The sequence below is a fragment of the Microbacterium sp. 2FI genome, assembly GCF_005502885.1.
Taxonomy (GTDB): domain Bacteria; phylum Actinomycetota; class Actinomycetes; order Actinomycetales; family Microbacteriaceae; genus Microbacterium.
This window is the reverse complement of the sequence record NZ_SCMR01000004.1, coordinates 42,120-58,556: the sequence shown is the minus strand read 5'-3', so window position 1 is coordinate 58,556 and position 16,437 is coordinate 42,120. Positions and strand designations below refer to the sequence as shown.

The 16,437-nt window shown below is 68.2% G+C and carries 13 protein-coding genes; 8 read left to right on the top strand and 5 right to left on the bottom strand.

What is annotated here, in order from left to right; translation table 11 throughout:
- The first annotated feature begins 93 nt into the window (after positions 1-93).
- From FFS15_RS05590 to FFS15_RS05570, 5 genes are all read left to right on the top strand, one after another.
- Positions 94-1,494 carry an alpha/beta hydrolase-fold protein gene (locus FFS15_RS05590; RefSeq protein WP_137844024.1) on the top strand — a complete coding sequence of 467 codons (1,401 nt, stop codon included), beginning with the start codon at positions 94-96 and terminating at the stop codon, positions 1,492-1,494.
- Between the two features lie 30 nt (positions 1,495-1,524).
- A complete protein-coding gene (locus FFS15_RS05585) occupies positions 1,525-2,937 on the top strand; it encodes an alpha/beta hydrolase-fold protein (protein WP_212743115.1) in 1,413 nt (470 codons plus the stop codon).
- A 359-nt stretch (positions 2,938-3,296) separates the two neighbouring features.
- Positions 3,297-5,732, top strand: coding sequence for a M14 family metallopeptidase (locus FFS15_RS05580; RefSeq protein WP_212743114.1), 2,436 nt, complete (start codon positions 3,297-3,299; stop codon positions 5,730-5,732).
- A 122-nt stretch (positions 5,733-5,854) separates the two neighbouring features.
- Positions 5,855-7,330, top strand: coding sequence for a cardiolipin synthase (gene cls, locus FFS15_RS05575; protein ID WP_137844022.1), 1,476 nt, complete (start codon positions 5,855-5,857; stop codon positions 7,328-7,330).
- Between the two features lie 40 nt (positions 7,331-7,370).
- A complete protein-coding gene (locus FFS15_RS05570; RefSeq protein WP_137844021.1) occupies positions 7,371-9,056 on the top strand; it encodes an aminotransferase class V-fold PLP-dependent enzyme in 1,686 nt (561 codons plus the stop codon).
- 7 nt (positions 9,057-9,063) lie between these two features.
- On the opposite strand, the gene FFS15_RS05565 is transcribed toward FFS15_RS05570, so the two are convergent.
- From FFS15_RS05565 to FFS15_RS05545, 5 genes are all read right to left on the bottom strand, one after another.
- A complete protein-coding gene (locus tag FFS15_RS05565; protein ID WP_137844020.1) occupies positions 9,064-9,432 on the bottom strand; it encodes a glucose-6-phosphate dehydrogenase in 369 nt (122 codons plus the stop codon).
- Between the two features lie 105 nt (positions 9,433-9,537).
- On the bottom strand, positions 9,538-10,203 hold the full coding sequence (locus FFS15_RS05560; protein ID WP_349290451.1) for an arsenate reductase ArsC: 666 nt from the start codon (positions 10,201-10,203) through the stop codon (positions 9,538-9,540).
- 1 nt (position 10,204) lies between these two features.
- The gene (locus FFS15_RS05555) at positions 10,205-10,612 is read right to left on the bottom strand and encodes an arsenate reductase ArsC (RefSeq protein ID WP_137844019.1); all 408 of its coding nucleotides are present in this window, start codon (positions 10,610-10,612) and stop codon (positions 10,205-10,207) included.
- A 63-nt stretch (positions 10,613-10,675) separates the two neighbouring features.
- Positions 10,676-11,545 (bottom strand): metalloregulator ArsR/SmtB family transcription factor, encoded by an 870-nt coding sequence (locus FFS15_RS05550; protein WP_137844018.1) that lies wholly within the window; start codon positions 11,543-11,545, stop codon positions 10,676-10,678.
- Positions 11,546-11,610: 65 nt separating this feature from the next.
- Positions 11,611-13,665, bottom strand: coding sequence for a cadherin-like beta sandwich domain-containing protein (locus FFS15_RS05545; RefSeq protein WP_137844017.1), 2,055 nt, complete (start codon positions 13,663-13,665; stop codon positions 11,611-11,613).
- A 250-nt stretch (positions 13,666-13,915) separates the two neighbouring features.
- Here FFS15_RS05545 and FFS15_RS05540 point away from each other — a divergent pair, with 250 nt between their 5' ends.
- The 3 genes from FFS15_RS05540 to FFS15_RS05530 all read left to right on the top strand — a co-directional run bounded on the left by FFS15_RS05540 (position 13,916) and on the right by FFS15_RS05530 (position 16,436).
- Positions 13,916-15,073, top strand: a complete 1,158-nt coding sequence (locus tag FFS15_RS05540; RefSeq protein WP_137844016.1) for an ROK family transcriptional regulator — start codon at positions 13,916-13,918, stop codon at positions 15,071-15,073.
- A gap of 98 nt (positions 15,074-15,171) precedes the next feature.
- On the top strand, positions 15,172-15,699 hold the full coding sequence (locus FFS15_RS05535; protein ID WP_137844015.1) for a thioredoxin family protein: 528 nt from the start codon (positions 15,172-15,174) through the stop codon (positions 15,697-15,699).
- On the top strand, positions 15,696-16,436 hold the full coding sequence (locus tag FFS15_RS05530; RefSeq protein WP_137844014.1) for a cytochrome c biogenesis protein CcdA: 741 nt from the start codon (positions 15,696-15,698) through the stop codon (positions 16,434-16,436). Before FFS15_RS05535 ends, FFS15_RS05530 begins: the two co-directional genes overlap by 4 nt.
- Position 16,437: the final 1 nt, after the last annotated feature.

Below are 16,437 nucleotides of genomic sequence, written 5' to 3'. Positions count from 1 at the left end.
TGGTTGACTTCTACTCCAGGTCCCTGGTTCACTCTGCGTACACAAGTTGAACTCAGCGCCGCGCGATGCCGCCGGCCGAGAAAGGACCCGACGATGATGTCTCCCCCTCCGCGGCTGCGTCGCACCGCGCTCACCCCGGTTCTCGCCCTGATGCTCGCCGGAGCGCTCGTCGGCGTCGCCGGGGCAGCCCAGGCGACCCCCGCCGCCGCCCCCCAGGCGCCCAAGGCGGCGAGCCTCGCGCCGGTCATCAAGCACACCGGCAAGGCCCCCACCGGCTACACCGCGACCTTCTCGCTGTACGCCCCCGATGCGGATCGTGTGCAGATCAAGGGCGAGTGGTTCTTCGAGCGCCCGAGCGAGCTGACACAGCTCGCCGGAACCCCGGCTGCGCCCGTGGTCCAGACGCAGGGCATCCTCCCCGCCGACTGGCAACCCGGCGACGTGCCGATCGCCTTCCCCAACGCGACGGCGGCGAACTGGCCCGTCATCGACATGCAGGAGCGCGGCAACAGCGGCGTCTGGGAGTGGACGACACCGCTCCCCTCGGGCGTCTTCAGCTACGGCTACTTCGTCGACTGCGCATCAGACGCCGGCACCGGCTGCACCCAACTCGCAGACCCGAGCAACCTCGGCTGGGATGCCGCCGATGAGACGCTCCCGGGCACGCGCCAGGCGAGCAGCCAGGTGTTCGTGCCGTCGGACTCCGCGTTCGACACCGTCGAGGCTTCATGGCTCGCGCCGTCCGACGAGCAGGGCTCCATCACTCATCACGTCTACAGCTCGCCCGGACACGTGACGCCGGCGAACCAGAACTACCTCACGATCTACACACCCCCGGGCTACGACGCCGAGCGCGCCGAGCCATACCCGACGCTCTACCTCCAGCACGGCGGCGGCGGCAACGAGACCGACTGGACCACGCAGGGCGCCGCGGGTGACATCCTCGACAACCTCATCGCCACGGGCCAGATCGAGCCGATGGTCGTCGTCATGCCCAACAACGGCGGGTACCCGTCGTCGACGTTCAACGAGGCATTCGACCGCGACCTGATCGACAACATGCTCCCCTACGTCGAGGCGAACTTCGCGGTGTCGACGGATGCCGCCGACCGCGCGTTCGCGGGCCTGTCAGCCGGCGGAATCGTGACGAACTCGTTCATGCTCAAGTACCCCGAGACGTTCCAGTACTACGGCATGATGAGCGCCGGCCTTCCTCCCGCGTTCAACACGCTCACCGAGGCTCAGGCCGTGGCGCTGCGCGACAAGTCGATCCAGATCAGCGGCGGCTGGCAGGACCCGATCCACGCGGTGGGCTTCGGACAGTCCCACACCGGGCCCGCGCGTCAGGTGACGGCGTTCACGAACGCGGGCATCGCCGTCTCGACCAACTTCATCAACGGCGGCCACGAGTGGTACGTGTGGCGGATCCTGCTGAAGGACTTCCTCACCGGCGTCGCCTTCCAGCCCCCGGCATTCGCCGACTGGGCCAACTGAGGCGCGGCGATCATGACAAGGACAGATGAGATGTCGATCCGGCGGTCGCTCATGACCCGCACGGCCAAGGCGGTGTCGGCCTCCGCCCTCACCTGCCTCCTCGTCGCGATGGGCGTGGCCGCAGCATCGCCGGCGAACTCGACCGTCGTGGCCGCTGCCCCGAAAACCACGAGCCTCGCGCCCGTGGTGAAGCACACCGGGAAGGCCCCGACGGGCTACGAAGTCACCTTCCAGCTCTACGCACCTGACGCGGAGAGCGTCCGCATCAAGGGCGAGTGGTACTTCGAGCGTCCAAGTGACCTCCCCCAACTGGCGGGAACACCGGCGAATCCGATCATCCAGACTCCGGGGCTCACGCCGCAGGAGTGGCAGCCCGGCGACGTGCCGATCGCGTTCCCCAACTCGACGAACCAGAACTTCCCGCTCGCGGACATGACCGAGCGCGGGAACAGCGGGGTGTGGACCTACACGATTCCACTGCCGTCGGGCACCTTCACATATGGGTTCTTCCTCGACTGCGCGACGGCAGACGGCACGGGGTGCACGCAGTCCCCCGACCCGGCGAACCCCGCGTGGAACGTCGTGGACGGCGTGCCGAACGGGTCGAGCGTGCCGATGAGTCAGGTCTACGTGCCGTCCGATCCGAAGTTCGACACCGTGGACTACTCGTGGCAGGCGCCGAACGACGAGCAGGGCGAGTTGGAGTTCATCCGGTACGCGTCGCCGGGGCACGTGAATCCCGTCAATGAGAACTATCTGGTCGTGTACACGCCGCCGGGCTACGACCCTGACCGCGCCCAGCCCTACCCGACGCTGTACCTCAGCCACGGCGGCGGCGAAGACGCCATGGGCTGGAGCACGCAGGGCGTGATGGCGAACATCCTCGACAACCTCATCGACACCGGCGAGGTCCAGCCGATGGTCGTCGTCATGCCGAACGGCACCGGGTTCGCGCCCTCCACTGCGAACGCGGCGTTCCGCGCCGATCTCATCGGAACGGTGTTCCCCTATATCGAGGGGAACTACAACGTCTCGACCGATGCCGCGGATCGCGCCTTCTCAGGGCTGTCGGCCGGGGGCCAGCGGACGAACCAGCTGATGCTCTTCAACACCTCCGAGTTCGGCTACTACGGAATGATGTCGGCGGGGCTCCCGCCGGGGACCGTGCTCACCGAGCAGCAGATCGCCGCACTGAAACAGGTCCAGGTCTTCGTCGGCGGCGGCTACCAGGACGTGATCCACGCAGTCGGGTTCAGCATCAACGGGAACCAGAGTCACACAGGGCCCGCGAATGAGGTGAGCCTGCTCACGGATGCCGGCATCCACGTCTCGACCTCGTTCGTCAACGGCGGCCACCAGTGGTACGTGTGGCGGATCCTGCTGAAGGACTTCCTCACCGGCGTCGCCTTCCAGCCTCCGGCATTCGCCGACTGGGCCGACTGACGACGCGAGCACCGCGAGGAGTGCGAGGCCGCTGCCGGGCTGTTCCGGCAGCGGTCTCCACCGCGCCCTCGATTCGCCGCAGACTTGTCGGGTTTCGACTGCACAACCGCGGAAGTTTGCATGATGTCACCGAGATGAGAAGTTTCTCATGCAACTTGCGAACTCAGCATCCATTCCGCTTGGCAGAAATCCTTGACCTGCCGTCGACGCACCCGATAGACAGGGCACACGCACCCACCCGTCCCGCAACCGCGGGCACCGGAACCGGTGCCGACGGAGTGACGCATCGTTTCACCCCGCATCACTTCGGTCACCGCTCGCACAACACCGTGCGCGCGTCCACGGAGGGGGATGTTTCGATGCTGTTCGCAACACGAAGAAGACTGCTCGGAGGCACCGCGGTCACCGCCGCGATTCTCGGGCTCACACTCACCGCACTCTCGCCGATCGGGCCGGCGATGGGCTCGGAAGAGCTTCCCGAACTCATGCGCAGTGCCGATGAGGAGGTCAGCGTCGTCGAGGTGACGCTGCCCGATCACACCGCGCTCGACCGACTCGTCGCCACCGGGGTCGACCTCGACCACGCCGCGCACATCAACGAAGACGGCACGCTCACCGCGCACGCGGTGGTTTCGCCGAGCGAGGTCGCCGCCCTCAAGGCCCGCGGGTTCGCCATCGGTCATTCTGTGCACGAAGAGGGCGACACCGAAGCGGTCCTCGCCGAGCGCGAGGCGACGATCGCCGAGGCGGTCGCCGCGAACACCGAGTTCGCCGCCGCGGCCGAGGCCGCCGAGGTCTCTGACGTCAAGATCATCCGCGCCGACTACTACACCTCTTACGGCGTGGGCTACCTGTCGGTCGAGGCCAAATGGGCAGACGGTCAGACCAGCAACGCCGCCCTCACCGTGCAGCGGGACAGCGGCGCGGGAACCGCGATGGGCTCGGGCGGCACGCAGAACATCAGCCGCTTCGTCGACGCCGGCGTCTACCTCTACCACCGCGGTGCAGCCACCGTGACGACGCGACCCGACACCATCCAGATCACGAGCCCCACGGGTGACGTCGCCACCGCGAAGGTGAACGACTGGCTGCCCATCGAGGGCGAGGGCGCGGGCGGCCCCAACTATCAGACCGACTTCATCACGTCGTATCTGACGCCGACCGAGCTGTACGACCGCATCCAGGCGCTCGCCGCGGAGTTCCCCGAGATCTCCGAGATCGTCGAACTGCCGAACGAGACGAACGGCTACCGCCGTCTCGCGCAGGCGGTGCTCGGCAGTGCCAACGCCAGCCGCGTCGCGATCGACTCGCGGGCATGGGGCCACGAGGGCGGCAACGACGTCACCGTCGCGCTGACCAACCCGGGTGCCCCGAACGCGCCGCTCTCGGTGTCGGTCACCGGGAACGCCGTCACCGTGTCGCTCGCGACGGATGCCGCCGGCGCCCTCACGAGCACGGCCTCGCAGGTCGTGTCCGCACTGAACGCGAGCCCGGCGGCATCCGCCCTCATCGTGGCCTACACGTACCGCGGCAGCACGGGCCTCGGCATCGTGGCTCCGGCCGCCGTGACCGCGCTCAGCGACGGACTCTCGGCACCGGACTCGGTCTCGCGCGACCCGCACCCGGTGTACGCGATCCGCATCGGCAAGACCCGTGACGGGTCGAAGCCCGGTGTGATGGCGTACGCACAGGAGCACGCACGCGAGTGGGTCCCGCCGCTGGTGGCGATCGAGGCTGCCGAGCGACTGCTGCGCAACTACGCGCAGGATGCCGACACGAAGAAGCTCGTGAACAACCTCGACATCTGGATCGCGCCGTCGATCAACCCCGACGGCGGTCACTACTCGTTCTACGACTTCGCGTCGCAGCGCAAGAACATGACCAACCACTGCCCGCTCACCGGCAGCGCCGACTTCGGGGCCCGCAACAGCTGGGGCGTCGACAACAACCGCAACTACGACGTCTACAGCCTGTTCGACGGGTACGACGGGGCCTCCGCGTCGTGCACGAGCGGGACGTACGCGGGCCCGGCCGAGCTCAGCGAGCCCGAGAGCGCGAACGTCGACTGGATCGCCGAGAACAACCCCAACATCAAGTTCTCGATGAACCTGCACAGCTCGGGCAACTACTTCATGTGGTCACCGGGCGCGTACATCGCCGACGGCCGGATCTCGGCACCGCGCCCCACCCTCGAGGAGGAGTCGTTCTTCTGGGGTGCGTCGTCGCGGATCCTCACCGAGATCAAGCGGTACCGCGGCATGTCGGTGACCCCGGCCCGCACCGGCCCGATCTCGGACGTGCTGTACTCGGCGGCCGGCAACTCCGGTGACATGCTCTGGTACAAGCACGGGATCTACGCCTGGAACTTCGAGGTCGGAACCACGTTCCAGCCGCCCTTCGAGAGCGAGAACCCGACCGGCGCGTCGGCGCACGCCGAATCGCAGGAGTTCGCCAACGGTCTGATCGAGCTCATGCAGGTCGCGCACGACTTCGACACCGATCACCAGCGCCCGACGAGCACGGTGGCAGTCGCGCCGAGCACGACGGCGGGCATGGTCGACGTCACGTTCACGACGAGCGAGACGGCGTCGGTGTTCTACACCCTCGACGGCTCGACGCCGACGTACGAGTCGACGCTCTACGGCACCGCGGGGCTGCGCGAAGGCGCCGAGACGCTGACGGTGGCCGCCGGAACCCAGATCAACTGGTTCTCGGTCGACTCCGCCGGCAACGTCGAGAAGAACTACAAGCCGGATGGGAGTGGCAAGAACTTCAACAAGACGACGGTGCGCTGAGCCCGTCGCCCGAACGGCTGCGGCCGCGGTCATCCTTCGGGATGCCGCGGCCGCGGTCGTTCCTGCCGCTACGCTCTACCTACCCGATGCCCGGGCCCGCGTCTCGAACGGAAGTCGTCCCGATGGACCCGCTGCTCTCCTCGAACCTCACGTGGGTTCTCACCGCCCTCGTCGTCCTCGCGATCAACATCACGGCGCTCATCCTGATCCCACGCGACCGCAAACCCACCGCGGCGATGGCGTGGCTGCTGCTGATCTTCGCGCTGCCGTTCATCGGCATCCTCTTCTATCTGCTGATCGGCAGCGTCCGACTCCCGAAGAAGCGGCGCGACGAGCAGGCGCGGATCGACGCGATCATCCACGAGCGGACGGCTGCGGCGGGAATCCCCCAGGCGGATGCCGCTGCCTGGCCGCGCTGGTTCGAACGCGTCGTCGAGCAGAACACCACGCTCACCCGCCTGCCGGCCGCCGACGGCAACGCCGTGGCGCTCATCGACGGCTACGAGGCGTCGATCGACGCGATGGCCGAGGCGATGGCGACCGCCACGGGCTACGTCCACGTCGAGTTCTACATCGTGTCGTGGGACGACACGACCCGCGGCTTCTTCGCCGCGATGGAGGCTGCCGTGAAGCGCGGCGTGACCGTGCGGCTCCTGGCCGACCACGTCGCCTCGCGGCGCGTCGCGAACGCCGACGAGACCTTCGCCGAGCTCGACCGGATCGGCGTGAAGTGGGCGTGGATGCTGCCCGTCATGCCCTTCAAGGGCAAGTACCAGCGCCCGGATCTGCGCAACCACCGCAAGCTCGTCGTCGTCGACGGCGCGATCGCTTTCGTCGGCTCGCAGAACCTCATCGACCGCACCTACAACGCACCCAAGAACATCAAGCGCGGACTCAAGTGGCAGGAACTCGTGGCGACGGTCACCGGCCCCGCCGTCGCGCAGGTGAACACCGTCTTCCTCTCGGACTGGCTGATCGAGACCGGCGAGCAGCTGGATGCCGAGCACGTCGCCGCCTCCGCGATCCCCGTCGTCTCCTCGTCCGACGCCGTGACGTGCCAGATCGTCCCGAGTGGGCCGGGGTACGCCACCGAGAACAACCTGCGCCTTTTCCTCTCACTGATCCACGGCGCGACCGAGCGCGTGATCCTCACGAGCCCGTACTTCGTGCCCGACGAGGCGATGGTCTACGCCATCACGACCGCGTGCCAGCGCGGGCTCGAGGTGCAGCTGTTCGTCTCCGAGATCGGCGACCAGGGCCTCGTCTACCACGCCCAGCGCTCGTACTACCAGGCGCTGCTGGAGGCAGGAGTGCGGATCTTCCTGTACCCGGCGCCGTTCATCCTGCACGCGAAGCACTTCTCGATCGACGACGACATCGCCGTCATCGGGTCGAGCAACATGGACATCCGCTCGTTCACGCTGAACATGGAGCTGTCGATGCTCGTGCGCGGCGAGTCGTTCGTGCGCGACATGCGCGCGGTCGAGCAGGACTACCGCGACAAGGGGCGCGAGCTCACCCTCGAGGAGTGGAAGCGCGAGCCCGCGAAGGCCACCTTCCTCGACGGAGTCGCGCGGCTGACCTCCGCTCTCAACTGACCCCGGGCGCCTGTCGGCAGAGGCGAGTAGCCTGCTGAGCATGTCGTCGGCACCGTCGCCTCTCGTCGCGCGCATCCGCGAGGCGGTCATCGGCGACGACCAGGTGATGTACGGCCCGTTCGGTCCGCGGCGGGTGACCTACGCCGACTACACCGCGAGCGGGCGGGCGCTGGGGTTCATCGAGGACTTCGTGCGCGACGAGGTGCTCCCCCGCTACGCGAACACCCATTCGGAGTCCAGCGGCACGGGCCTGCAGACCACCCGGCTCCGCGAGGACGCACGCGCGATCATCCATGCGGCGGTCAAGGGCACCGACGACACGGTCGTCATCTTCACCGGCAGCGGCTCGACCGCGGCGATCAACAAGATCGTCGGCATCTTGGGCCTGCGCCTCCCGGCCGATCTCGATCGCGAGCACGGCCTGTCGGCTCGCATCGCGGCATCCGATCGCCCCGTCGTCTTCATCGGGCCCTACGAGCACCACAGCAACGAGCTGCCGTGGCGCGAGTCGATCGCCGACGTCGTGACGATCCCCGAGGATGCCGACGGCCACGTCGACTGCGAAGCGCTCGCGTCAGAGCTCGAGCGCTTCGCCGAACGGCCGCTCAAGATCGGCTCGTTCAGCGCCGCGAGCAACGTGACCGGCATCCTCACCGACACCGCGCGGATCACCGACCTGCTGCACAGCCACGGCGCGCTCGCCTTCTGGGACTATGCGGCCGCAGGCCCCTACGTCGACATCGATGCGTCGAACGAAGACGCGGTGTTCCTCTCGCCGCACAAGTTCATCGGCGGTCCCGGCACCCCGGGCGTGCTCGTGGTGAACCGGCGCCTGCTCACCAACTCGGTGCCCGAGGCCGTCGGCGGCGGCACGGTCGCTTACGTCAATCCGCTCGAGCACCGCTATATCGAGGACCCCGCGCACCGGGAGGAGGCGGGAACGCCCGGCATCATCGAGTCGATCCGCGCAGGTCTCGTCTTCGCCCTCAAAGACGCGGTCGGGGTCGACACGATCCACGACCTCGAGCTCGGCTTCCTCGATCGCGCGCTCGAGACGTGGCGACGGCATCCGTCGATCCAGATCCTCGGCAGTCCCACCGCCGATCGCCTGTCGATCGTGTCGTTCGTGATCACGCGCCCCGGCGGGCGGTACTTGCACCACAACGCGGTCGTCGCGATCCTCAACGACCTCTTCGGCATCCAGTCCCGCGGCGGCTGCTCGTGCGCGGGCCCGTACGGCCACCGCCTGCTCGGCATCGACCTCGCGCGCTCGCACGAGTTCGAGCGCGAGATCACGCGCGGGTGCGAGGGAATCAAGCCCGGGTGGGTGCGGGTGAGCTTCAACTACTTCATCAGCGACGAGGTCTTCGACTACATCGTCGAGGCCGTCTCGCTCATCGCCGACCACGGCCACGAGCTGCTGCCGCAGTACCGCTTCTCGCCCGACACCGGGCTGTGGCGCCACGAATCAGGGCTCGTCGAGCCACCGCTGCGGCTCGCGCAGCTGGCGTACGACGCCGACGGTCGCCTGACGTATCCGCGACACCACGATCGTGCGCCCGAATCGATCCTGGCCGAGCACCTCGCCGAAGCGCGGGCGCTGTTCGCATCGCTCCCCGACATCGCCGCCGACGGCGATGCGCCGCACGTGGCCGACGAGCGGCTCAGCGAAGACTTCGAGCACCTGCGGTGGTTCGATCTGCCGCCGGTGTCGCTCGAGCGATGATCGGCGGTCAGGCGACGGTGTTGCCGCAGACTCCGCAGAGGCCCTTCGCCGAGACCTCGACATAGCAGTCGGGGCACATGGCGCGGATCTTCTCGGGTGCGGCGGCCGGGCGACGCGGAGCGCGGCGCTCGGGCCGGGCGGTTGCCGGCGGCTGGTCGACCGCGGGAAGGTGCACGCTGCAGTAGAAGCGCACGTAGCCGGAGTGGTTCTTGGGGTGGCGGTGCTTGACCGCCCACAGCTCGGTGCGCGGCCGCGGGTCGGAATCGGCGCGGCACACGGCGCAGATCGTGGGGTCGCCGGGGACGACCTCGGCGACACTCACGGGGGTGTCGAACGCGAGATTCTCCCGCCAATCGGCTGACTCGGCGATGCGCACGGCTGTCTCCCTCTGCCAGCGAGCTCGGCCGCCTGCTACTCCACGGTACGCGACGTTCGGCCCCCGCATAACCGGGGTGCCCGCCTGACCCCGGTTGAAACGCCGTCAAACCGCCGAATGCCGTCGTTCGAGCGAGGCCAGCAGGCCCTCCACGTGACCGATGATCTCGTCGCGCACGCTCCGCACGCCGTCGAGATCCAGCGTCGACGGGTCGGCGAGAGACCAGTCTTCGTACCGCTTTCCGGGGTAGAGCGGGCACGCGTCGCCGCAGCCCATCGTGACCACGACATCGGCCGCCTGCACGACGTCGTCGGTCAGCGGCTTCGGGTAGGCGTCCTCGAGGGGGATGCCGACCTCGGCGAGCACCGTGACGACGGCGGGGTGCAGACGGTCGGCGGGCACCGACCCGGCGGAGCGCACGTGCACGCGACCGGCGGCGAGGTGGGTGGTGATCGCGGCCGCCATCTGTGAGCGCCCGGCATTCTGCTCGCAGACGTAGAGGATTTCGGGCAGGTCGTGCGCCGCCGCTCCCGCCGCCTGGGCGACGGCGGTGAGCCGCTCGTTCACGAAGTGGGTGGTCTGCGCGAGCAGATGCGAGCGCACCTTCGCGGTGCGCAGGAGCGCCGTGTACGACTCGAGCACGTAGCGGTGCACGGTCTCTGCTCCGAACGTTCCCGCGTACTTCTCGGTCAGCTCGATCGACAGCCGCTTGAGGGACGCCTCGGGGTAGGCGAGACCCGGCAGACCCTGCGCGCCCGTCGGAATCGACACGTCAGGCCGCCGGCAGGATCTCGGCGAGCAGCGCCTCGACGCGGCCGCGGATGTCGTCGCGCACGCGGCGGACGGTCACGATGTCTTTGCCGGCGGGGTCTTCGAGCTCCCAGTCCTCGTACCGCTTGCCCGGGAAGATCGGGCACGTGTCGCCGCAGCCCATCGTGATGACGACGTCGGAGTCCTTGACCGCCTCGGTCGTGAGGATCTTCGGCACGTTGTGCGCGATGTCGATCCCCTCTTCGGCCATCGCCGCGATCGCGACGGGGTTGATCTGATCCTTCGGCGCGGAGCCGGCCGAGAGCACCTCGACGCGGCCGGCCGACAGCTCTTTCATGTAGCCGGCGGCCATCTGAGATCGGCCGGCGTTGTGGACGCAGACGAAAAGGACGGTGAGTGAATCGATCATGATGAAAGCATAGATGAGTGTCTATGCTTTCGTCCAGCGGACGCCGCCCGCTTCACCGACTGTTCAGACGAGCGTCGCCAGCAGCTCCCGCACGCGCGCGTCGATGTCGTCGCGGATCGGCCGCACCCCCGCAAGCGGGAGCCCGGCAGGGTCGGGGATCGGCCAGTCGAGGTACACCTTGCCGGGGTACACGGGGCATGCGTCCCCGCACCCCATCGTGACCACGACGTCGGCCGCGCGGACGACCTCGTCGGTCAGGGGCTTCGGGTACTCGCCGCCGAGCGAGACCCCGATCTCGTCGAGCGCGGTCACCACGGCGCCGCGCACGACCTCGGCGGGCTCCGACCCCGCCGTCCGCACGACGACGCGGTCACCGGCGAGCTGGCGCAGGATGCCCGCGGCCAACTGAGAGCGACCGGCGTTCTGCACGCACACGAACAGCACCTCGGGGCGGTGCGCGTCGCTGACCTCGACGCGGGCGAGCGCCGTGAGTCGGTCTGCGGCGAAGCTCGCCGTGCGCGAGGCGCGGCGGCGATCGACGCCCTGGGCCGCGAACAGGTCATCGGTCTCGCGCACGTACCGTTCGACGGTCTCGCGACCGAACGTGCCGGCGAATCGCTGGGTCAGATCGTCGACGACCCGGTCGAGCGCCACGGGCGATGTCTGCGGCGGCGAGACGACCAGCTCGCTCACGGCGTCGAGCCGCTCGGGCGGCACCGAGTACCAGACCCGTCGGCCCTCGGGTGCGCGCTCGAGAAGGCCCGCCTCGTGGAGAAGCTTCACGTGATGCGAGAGCGTCGGCTGCCGGAGGCCCAGCTCCACGGCGAGCTGCGTCACGGTCGCGCGGCCCGCGTCGGCCTCGATGATCAGGCGGACGATGCTGCCCCGCGTCGGATCGGCGAGCAGACGAACCTCGTCGATCGCAGCATCCATAGATGCGAGTCTATGGTCGTGCGCAAGCGGTGGGCGCGGCACCGGCCGCGCCCACCGCTGTGCGATCAGCCCTGTCGGGTGACGGTCACGTGGTAGGCGAGGTGAATGCCGTCCGCCGAGGTCACGACGATGTCGACGGGCGTTGAGGTGCCGACGGCCCCGAGCGGAACACGTTCGACGACCGTTCCGGTGGACGGCGTACGCCCCGCGATCGACACGGTGGCTGCGCCCGAGGCTGCTGTCGCCTTGAGATTCAGGCTCGAGACGCTGCCCGGGACGACGAGCGAGTAGTCCGTGACGGCCGGGTCGAACGCCGGCTGTACGACGACGCCCTTCGTGACGCCGGTCGCCTGGATCGAGTTGAGCGCGGGCAGCTCGGAGTCCTCGGCATACCTGATCTCGTTCGTCGTCGTGTCGCGCGAGAATCTGCTCATGTAGTCCCACGCGATCGGCGCGTAGTCCATGTAGTGCGTGTGATCGAGATTGCGCCCGGTCGCGATCTGCATCATCGGGACCCCTGTGTCATCGCTGAGCGTGCCGGCGGTGATCAGGAAGTCCCATCGCGTCACGTAGTCGCGCGGCTGCTCGACGGGGAAGCCGAAGATCCCGTACTGAGCGAAGTCGAACGTGGTCGGCGGAGAGATCTCGTTGAGTCGCATGTAGGTGGTGAGTGCATTCAGGTTGGACACCTTGACCTGCGGCACCGGGAAGCTCGCGTTCGGCCGCTGGACGGCATCGCGCTCGTTCTCGGCCGCCGAGAAGAACGTCGGCAGATCGATGAGGTCGTTCTTCGCCGCAAGCCCGGCATCGACGGTGGAGCCCGGTGACGACATCGGCGCGATCGCTGCGAACGTCTCGGGGTACAGCGACGAGATCGCCCACGTCGCGCGCCCGCCGGCGGAGTAGCCGGTCATGTAGATGCGCGAGGTATCGACCGGGTACTTCGCCTTGATGACCTCGAGCATGTTGACGACCGGCGTCGTGGCGGTGTCGAACGGAGCGACGACGATCACCTTCTCTTCGCCTGCCAGCTCGATCCAGCCATTGCTCTCAGCCTCGTAGATCTCATGATCGCCGCGACCGTGGAGGTCGAGCACCAGGGGATAGGTCTTACCGGAGGCGGACCGCTGGGCACGCAGCACCTCATCGGGGACCCACTCGTACCACCGTGGCTGGCCGGTCGCACCGGTCTCTTCACCCGAGACGAGGATCTGGGTGAGACCCAGGGCATCGAGGTCGGGACGCTCCATCAACGTGAAGTCTTCGGTCGTGGTTGCGTTGTCGTAGAAGACCGGAGTGCTCAGCCCCTGCCTCACCGTGCCGCTGAACAGCGACGCGTACGCGTCCTCGATCAACGACGGCTCGAAGCGCTGGCTCTTCGCGTTGCTCACGATGACTTCCTTGGCAGGGTTGTCGGCGTTGTAGAACCGGCCGCCCACACGCGCATCGACCTCGTTGGCCGACTTGTAATAGTCGATCGCCGCGGGCTGACCGCCGACGATGTATGCCGGCAACGCGGAGCCCTGGGCGACGGCAGGCATCGCGCCGCCGAACGTCGCCACGCCCGCGATGCGATTGACGTTGGGCGCCTGTGTCATGTGCTCGTTGATGAAGGTCGCCCCTGCGCCCTCGCCGATCATGTAGTCGAGGCGGAAGAAGCTCAGAGCGGGCTTGCCGCTCGCAGCGGTGTTCCCGCCCCAGATGTAGCGGAGGACGTCCTGGTAGACGGTCACGTCGCCGGGACCCCAGGCGCCGCCGACCGGCGTCTGCACGATGAGAACCGCCTTCTCGCGCTCGGCGAGGTCGACGAGCCCGAGCCCGGAGAGCGCGTCGAGCGCGGCATCCTGCGATGCATAGCCGAGGTCGCTGTAGACGAAGATCACCGGGGTCAGCATGGGCGCGGGGTTGAACTTCTCGGACGGCTGGTACAGATACGTCTGACTGCCGACCACACCGAGGTCGGCGACCGTGGTGAAACTCGCCCCCACCGGGATCGCCGCTGCTGCTGCCGAAGTGCTCGAAGCAGTACCCGGCGCGGCATGGGCGGCCCCGGCACTCACCGTCGCGCCCGACATCACCAACACACCGGTGGTGATGGCTGCGAGGATTCTCGTCCTCATTTTCATCTTCTTGTTCTCCCTTGAACCGTGATGGCGAGTCGTCGACATCCGTGCCGTCGACGAACGACTGCCTTGAGGCTAGGGTCTGAATCAATTATTGGCAATGAAAACCGAGTATCCGTCTCAGAACTCCGCCTTTACCGCCAATAGCAGTCATAAATAGGCGCGTAGACGGTGAAATGTGCCCCAAATCATCGGGAATCCGGATCAGATTCGGCCAATAACGCGTGCTGGTGGCTAGAGTCGATCCGTGAGCGACTTCCCCCCTCCGACATCGCCGCGGGATCACACGCGGTCCCGTCTGCTCGGACTCGTCCGGGCAGCCGGGACGATGACACGTGCCCAGCTCATCGAGTCGACGGGATTCTCGCGCAGCACCGTGGGTCATGCCGTCGGCCAACTGATCGACGCCGGCCTCCTCGAGGAGTCCGATCCCGTCGACAAGGGGCCAGGCTCCGGCCGAGGTCGTCCCGGATTGACCCTCCGCCCCGTTGCTTCCACAAGTCACGTCGCCGCCATCGACTTCGGCCATCAGCACGTCACCGTCGCCATCGCCGACGGGCAAGGCGCCGAGGTGGCGCGCACGGGATTCGCCGCCGATCTCGATGCGACAACGCTCTTCGATCGCGCAGCGTCATCACTCCAGGAGTTGCGGGAAGCGCACGGCATCACCCGTGTCGACGGCGTCGTCGCCGGGATCCCTCGCCCTCTCGATCGGACGACCAGACAGGTGCTGACGACGCGATCGGGGAAGGGCTGGGACGGCCTGTTTCCGGCAGCCGAGATCGCGGACCGCATCGGCGTCGAGACCCACGTCGAGAACGACGCCGTGCTGGGAGCGATCGGCGAGCGGAGCAGCGGCGCCGCTCGTGGCCTCTCGGACTTCCTGTACATCAAAGTCGCACACGGCGTCGGCGCCGCTCTCTTCCTGAACGGCGTTCCGTACTATGGCGCACGCGGGATCGTCGGCGATATCGGGCACTGCCGCATCCCCGGTCGCAGCGAACTCTGCCGGTGCGGACACCGCGGGTGCGTCGAGGCGGTCGCATCGATCGATGCCGTGCGGTCGCAGATCGCGATCACGCATCCCGGCGTGGAGCCTCAGTCCGTACTCGATGCGGGCGATGAGACGGTGGAACGGATCCTCAACGACGCCGGGCGGGCGCTCGGCAGGTTCGTCGCCCACTTCTGTAATCTGCTGAATCCGGCCGGTGTCGTCATCGGCGGATCGCTCGGGTCGAGTCACCCGCCGTTCATCGAGGGCGTCTCCTGGGCGGTCGACGAATTCGCCCGTCCGATGATCGCCACAGGCACCGTCGTCACCGCTGCCGAGCTCGGCGCGAGCGCAGAAATCGTCGGCGGCATGGTGCTGGCCGCCGAGTTGGCGACGGCTCGGCACGGCCGCTGACGTCACGAATCCGTAATGGCCCATCGCCGTTGTGACCGGACGCCCGGCGTAGCGTGATTCGTGTCGGCGGTGACCCGCACCGCGACGGGGAGACGGCCATGACGAAGACGAGAGTTCGCGCCCGGCTGATGCTCGTCGGTGTGCTGACCGCCGCGGCCATCGCACTCGCCGGCTGCGCGACCGGCGTCGAGCCGATGGCGGACAACGCGCCGACCTCGATGGAGACGCCCGCAGCGTCTGAGCCGATGGCGGAGGAATCCCCCGACGCGATGGCCGGCGAGCCGAGCGCGACCGAGACCGCCGAACCGATGGCTCCCGCCGAGGGCGCCTACGTCGACTACGAAGACGGCATCATCGCCGAGACCGCCGGCCCCAAGGCGCTGTTCTTCCACGCGACGTGGTGCCCGAAGTGCCGCGCGCTCGACGACGAGCTGCGCGCCGACGGCGCCCCCGACGGCCTGACCGTCTTCAAAGTCGACTTCGACGACCGCACCGATCTGCGCCAGCAGTACGGCGTCACCCTCCAGACCACGATCGTGTTCGTCGACGACGACGGCGAGATGATCTCGAGCGTGGTGCTGTACGACGACCCGTCGGTCGCATCGCTCGAAGCCGCGATGCCGTGACCGCCTCGCTCGCCCTGGCGGTCGCCGCGGGCGTGCTGACGGTGCTCGCGCCCTGCGTGCTGCCGCTCCTTCCCGTCATCATCGGCGGCGCGATCGTCAACGACGGCGACGAACGCCGGGCCCGGTGGCGGCCGTACGTCATCGCGGCGTCGCTCGCGGCATCCGTCGTGCTCTTCACACTCGCACTGAAGGCGACGACGGCGCTGCTCGGCGTGCCGCCGCAGGTGTGGCAGGCGATCTCTGGCGCGATCGTGATCCTGCTGGGCGTGGACATGCTCTTCCCGCGCCTGTGGGATCGCGTCTCGACCGCGCTCGGACTCCAGCGGCGGAGCGCTGAGGCGCTCGACCGGTCGGTGGGCCGGCAGAGCGTCGGCGGCGACATCCTCACCGGCGCCGCGCTCGGCCCCGTCTTCTCGAGCTGCAGCCCGACGTACGCGCTGATCGTCGCGGCGGTGCTGCCCGTCTCGTTCGCCGAGGGCGTCGCGTACGTACTGGCGTACGCGGTCGGGCTCGCCGGGATGCTGCTGCTCATCGCCCTGCTCGGGCGCGGCCTCGTGCGGCGGCTCGGCTGGGCGGCGGACCCCGACGGATGGTTCCGCCGGGTGGTCGGCGTGCTCTTCATCCTCGTCGGGATCGCCGTGATCACCGGCTTCGACAAGCAGCTGCAGACGTGGATCCTCGACGCCGGGCTGTACGATCCGATCGCACGCATCGAGGAGTGGATCGGAGGTGGGTGAC

What these genes read in the sequence shown, in the direction of transcription:
- FFS15_RS05555 (WP_137844019.1), bottom strand. Translation starts at nt 10,612, where the DNA reads ATGATCGATTCACTCACCGTCCTTTTCGTCTGCGTCCACAACGCCGGC.
- FFS15_RS05535 (WP_137844015.1), top strand. Translation starts at nt 15,172, where the DNA reads ATGACGAAGACGAGAGTTCGCGCCCGGCTGATGCTCGTCGGTGTGCTG.
- FFS15_RS05585 (WP_212743115.1), top strand. Translation starts at nt 1,525, where the DNA reads ATGTCGATCCGGCGGTCGCTCATGACCCGCACGGCCAAGGCGGTGTCG.
- FFS15_RS05580 (WP_212743114.1), top strand. Translation starts at nt 3,297, where the DNA reads ATGCTGTTCGCAACACGAAGAAGACTGCTCGGAGGCACCGCGGTCACC.
- cls (WP_137844022.1), top strand. Translation starts at nt 5,855, where the DNA reads ATGGACCCGCTGCTCTCCTCGAACCTCACGTGGGTTCTCACCGCCCTC.
- FFS15_RS05590 (WP_137844024.1), top strand. Translation starts at nt 94, where the DNA reads ATGATGTCTCCCCCTCCGCGGCTGCGTCGCACCGCGCTCACCCCGGTT.
- FFS15_RS05570 (WP_137844021.1), top strand. Translation starts at nt 7,371, where the DNA reads ATGTCGTCGGCACCGTCGCCTCTCGTCGCGCGCATCCGCGAGGCGGTC.
- FFS15_RS05550 (WP_137844018.1), bottom strand. Translation starts at nt 11,545, where the DNA reads ATGGATGCTGCGATCGACGAGGTTCGTCTGCTCGCCGATCCGACGCGG.
- FFS15_RS05545 (WP_137844017.1), bottom strand. Translation starts at nt 13,665, where the DNA reads ATGAGGACGAGAATCCTCGCAGCCATCACCACCGGTGTGTTGGTGATG.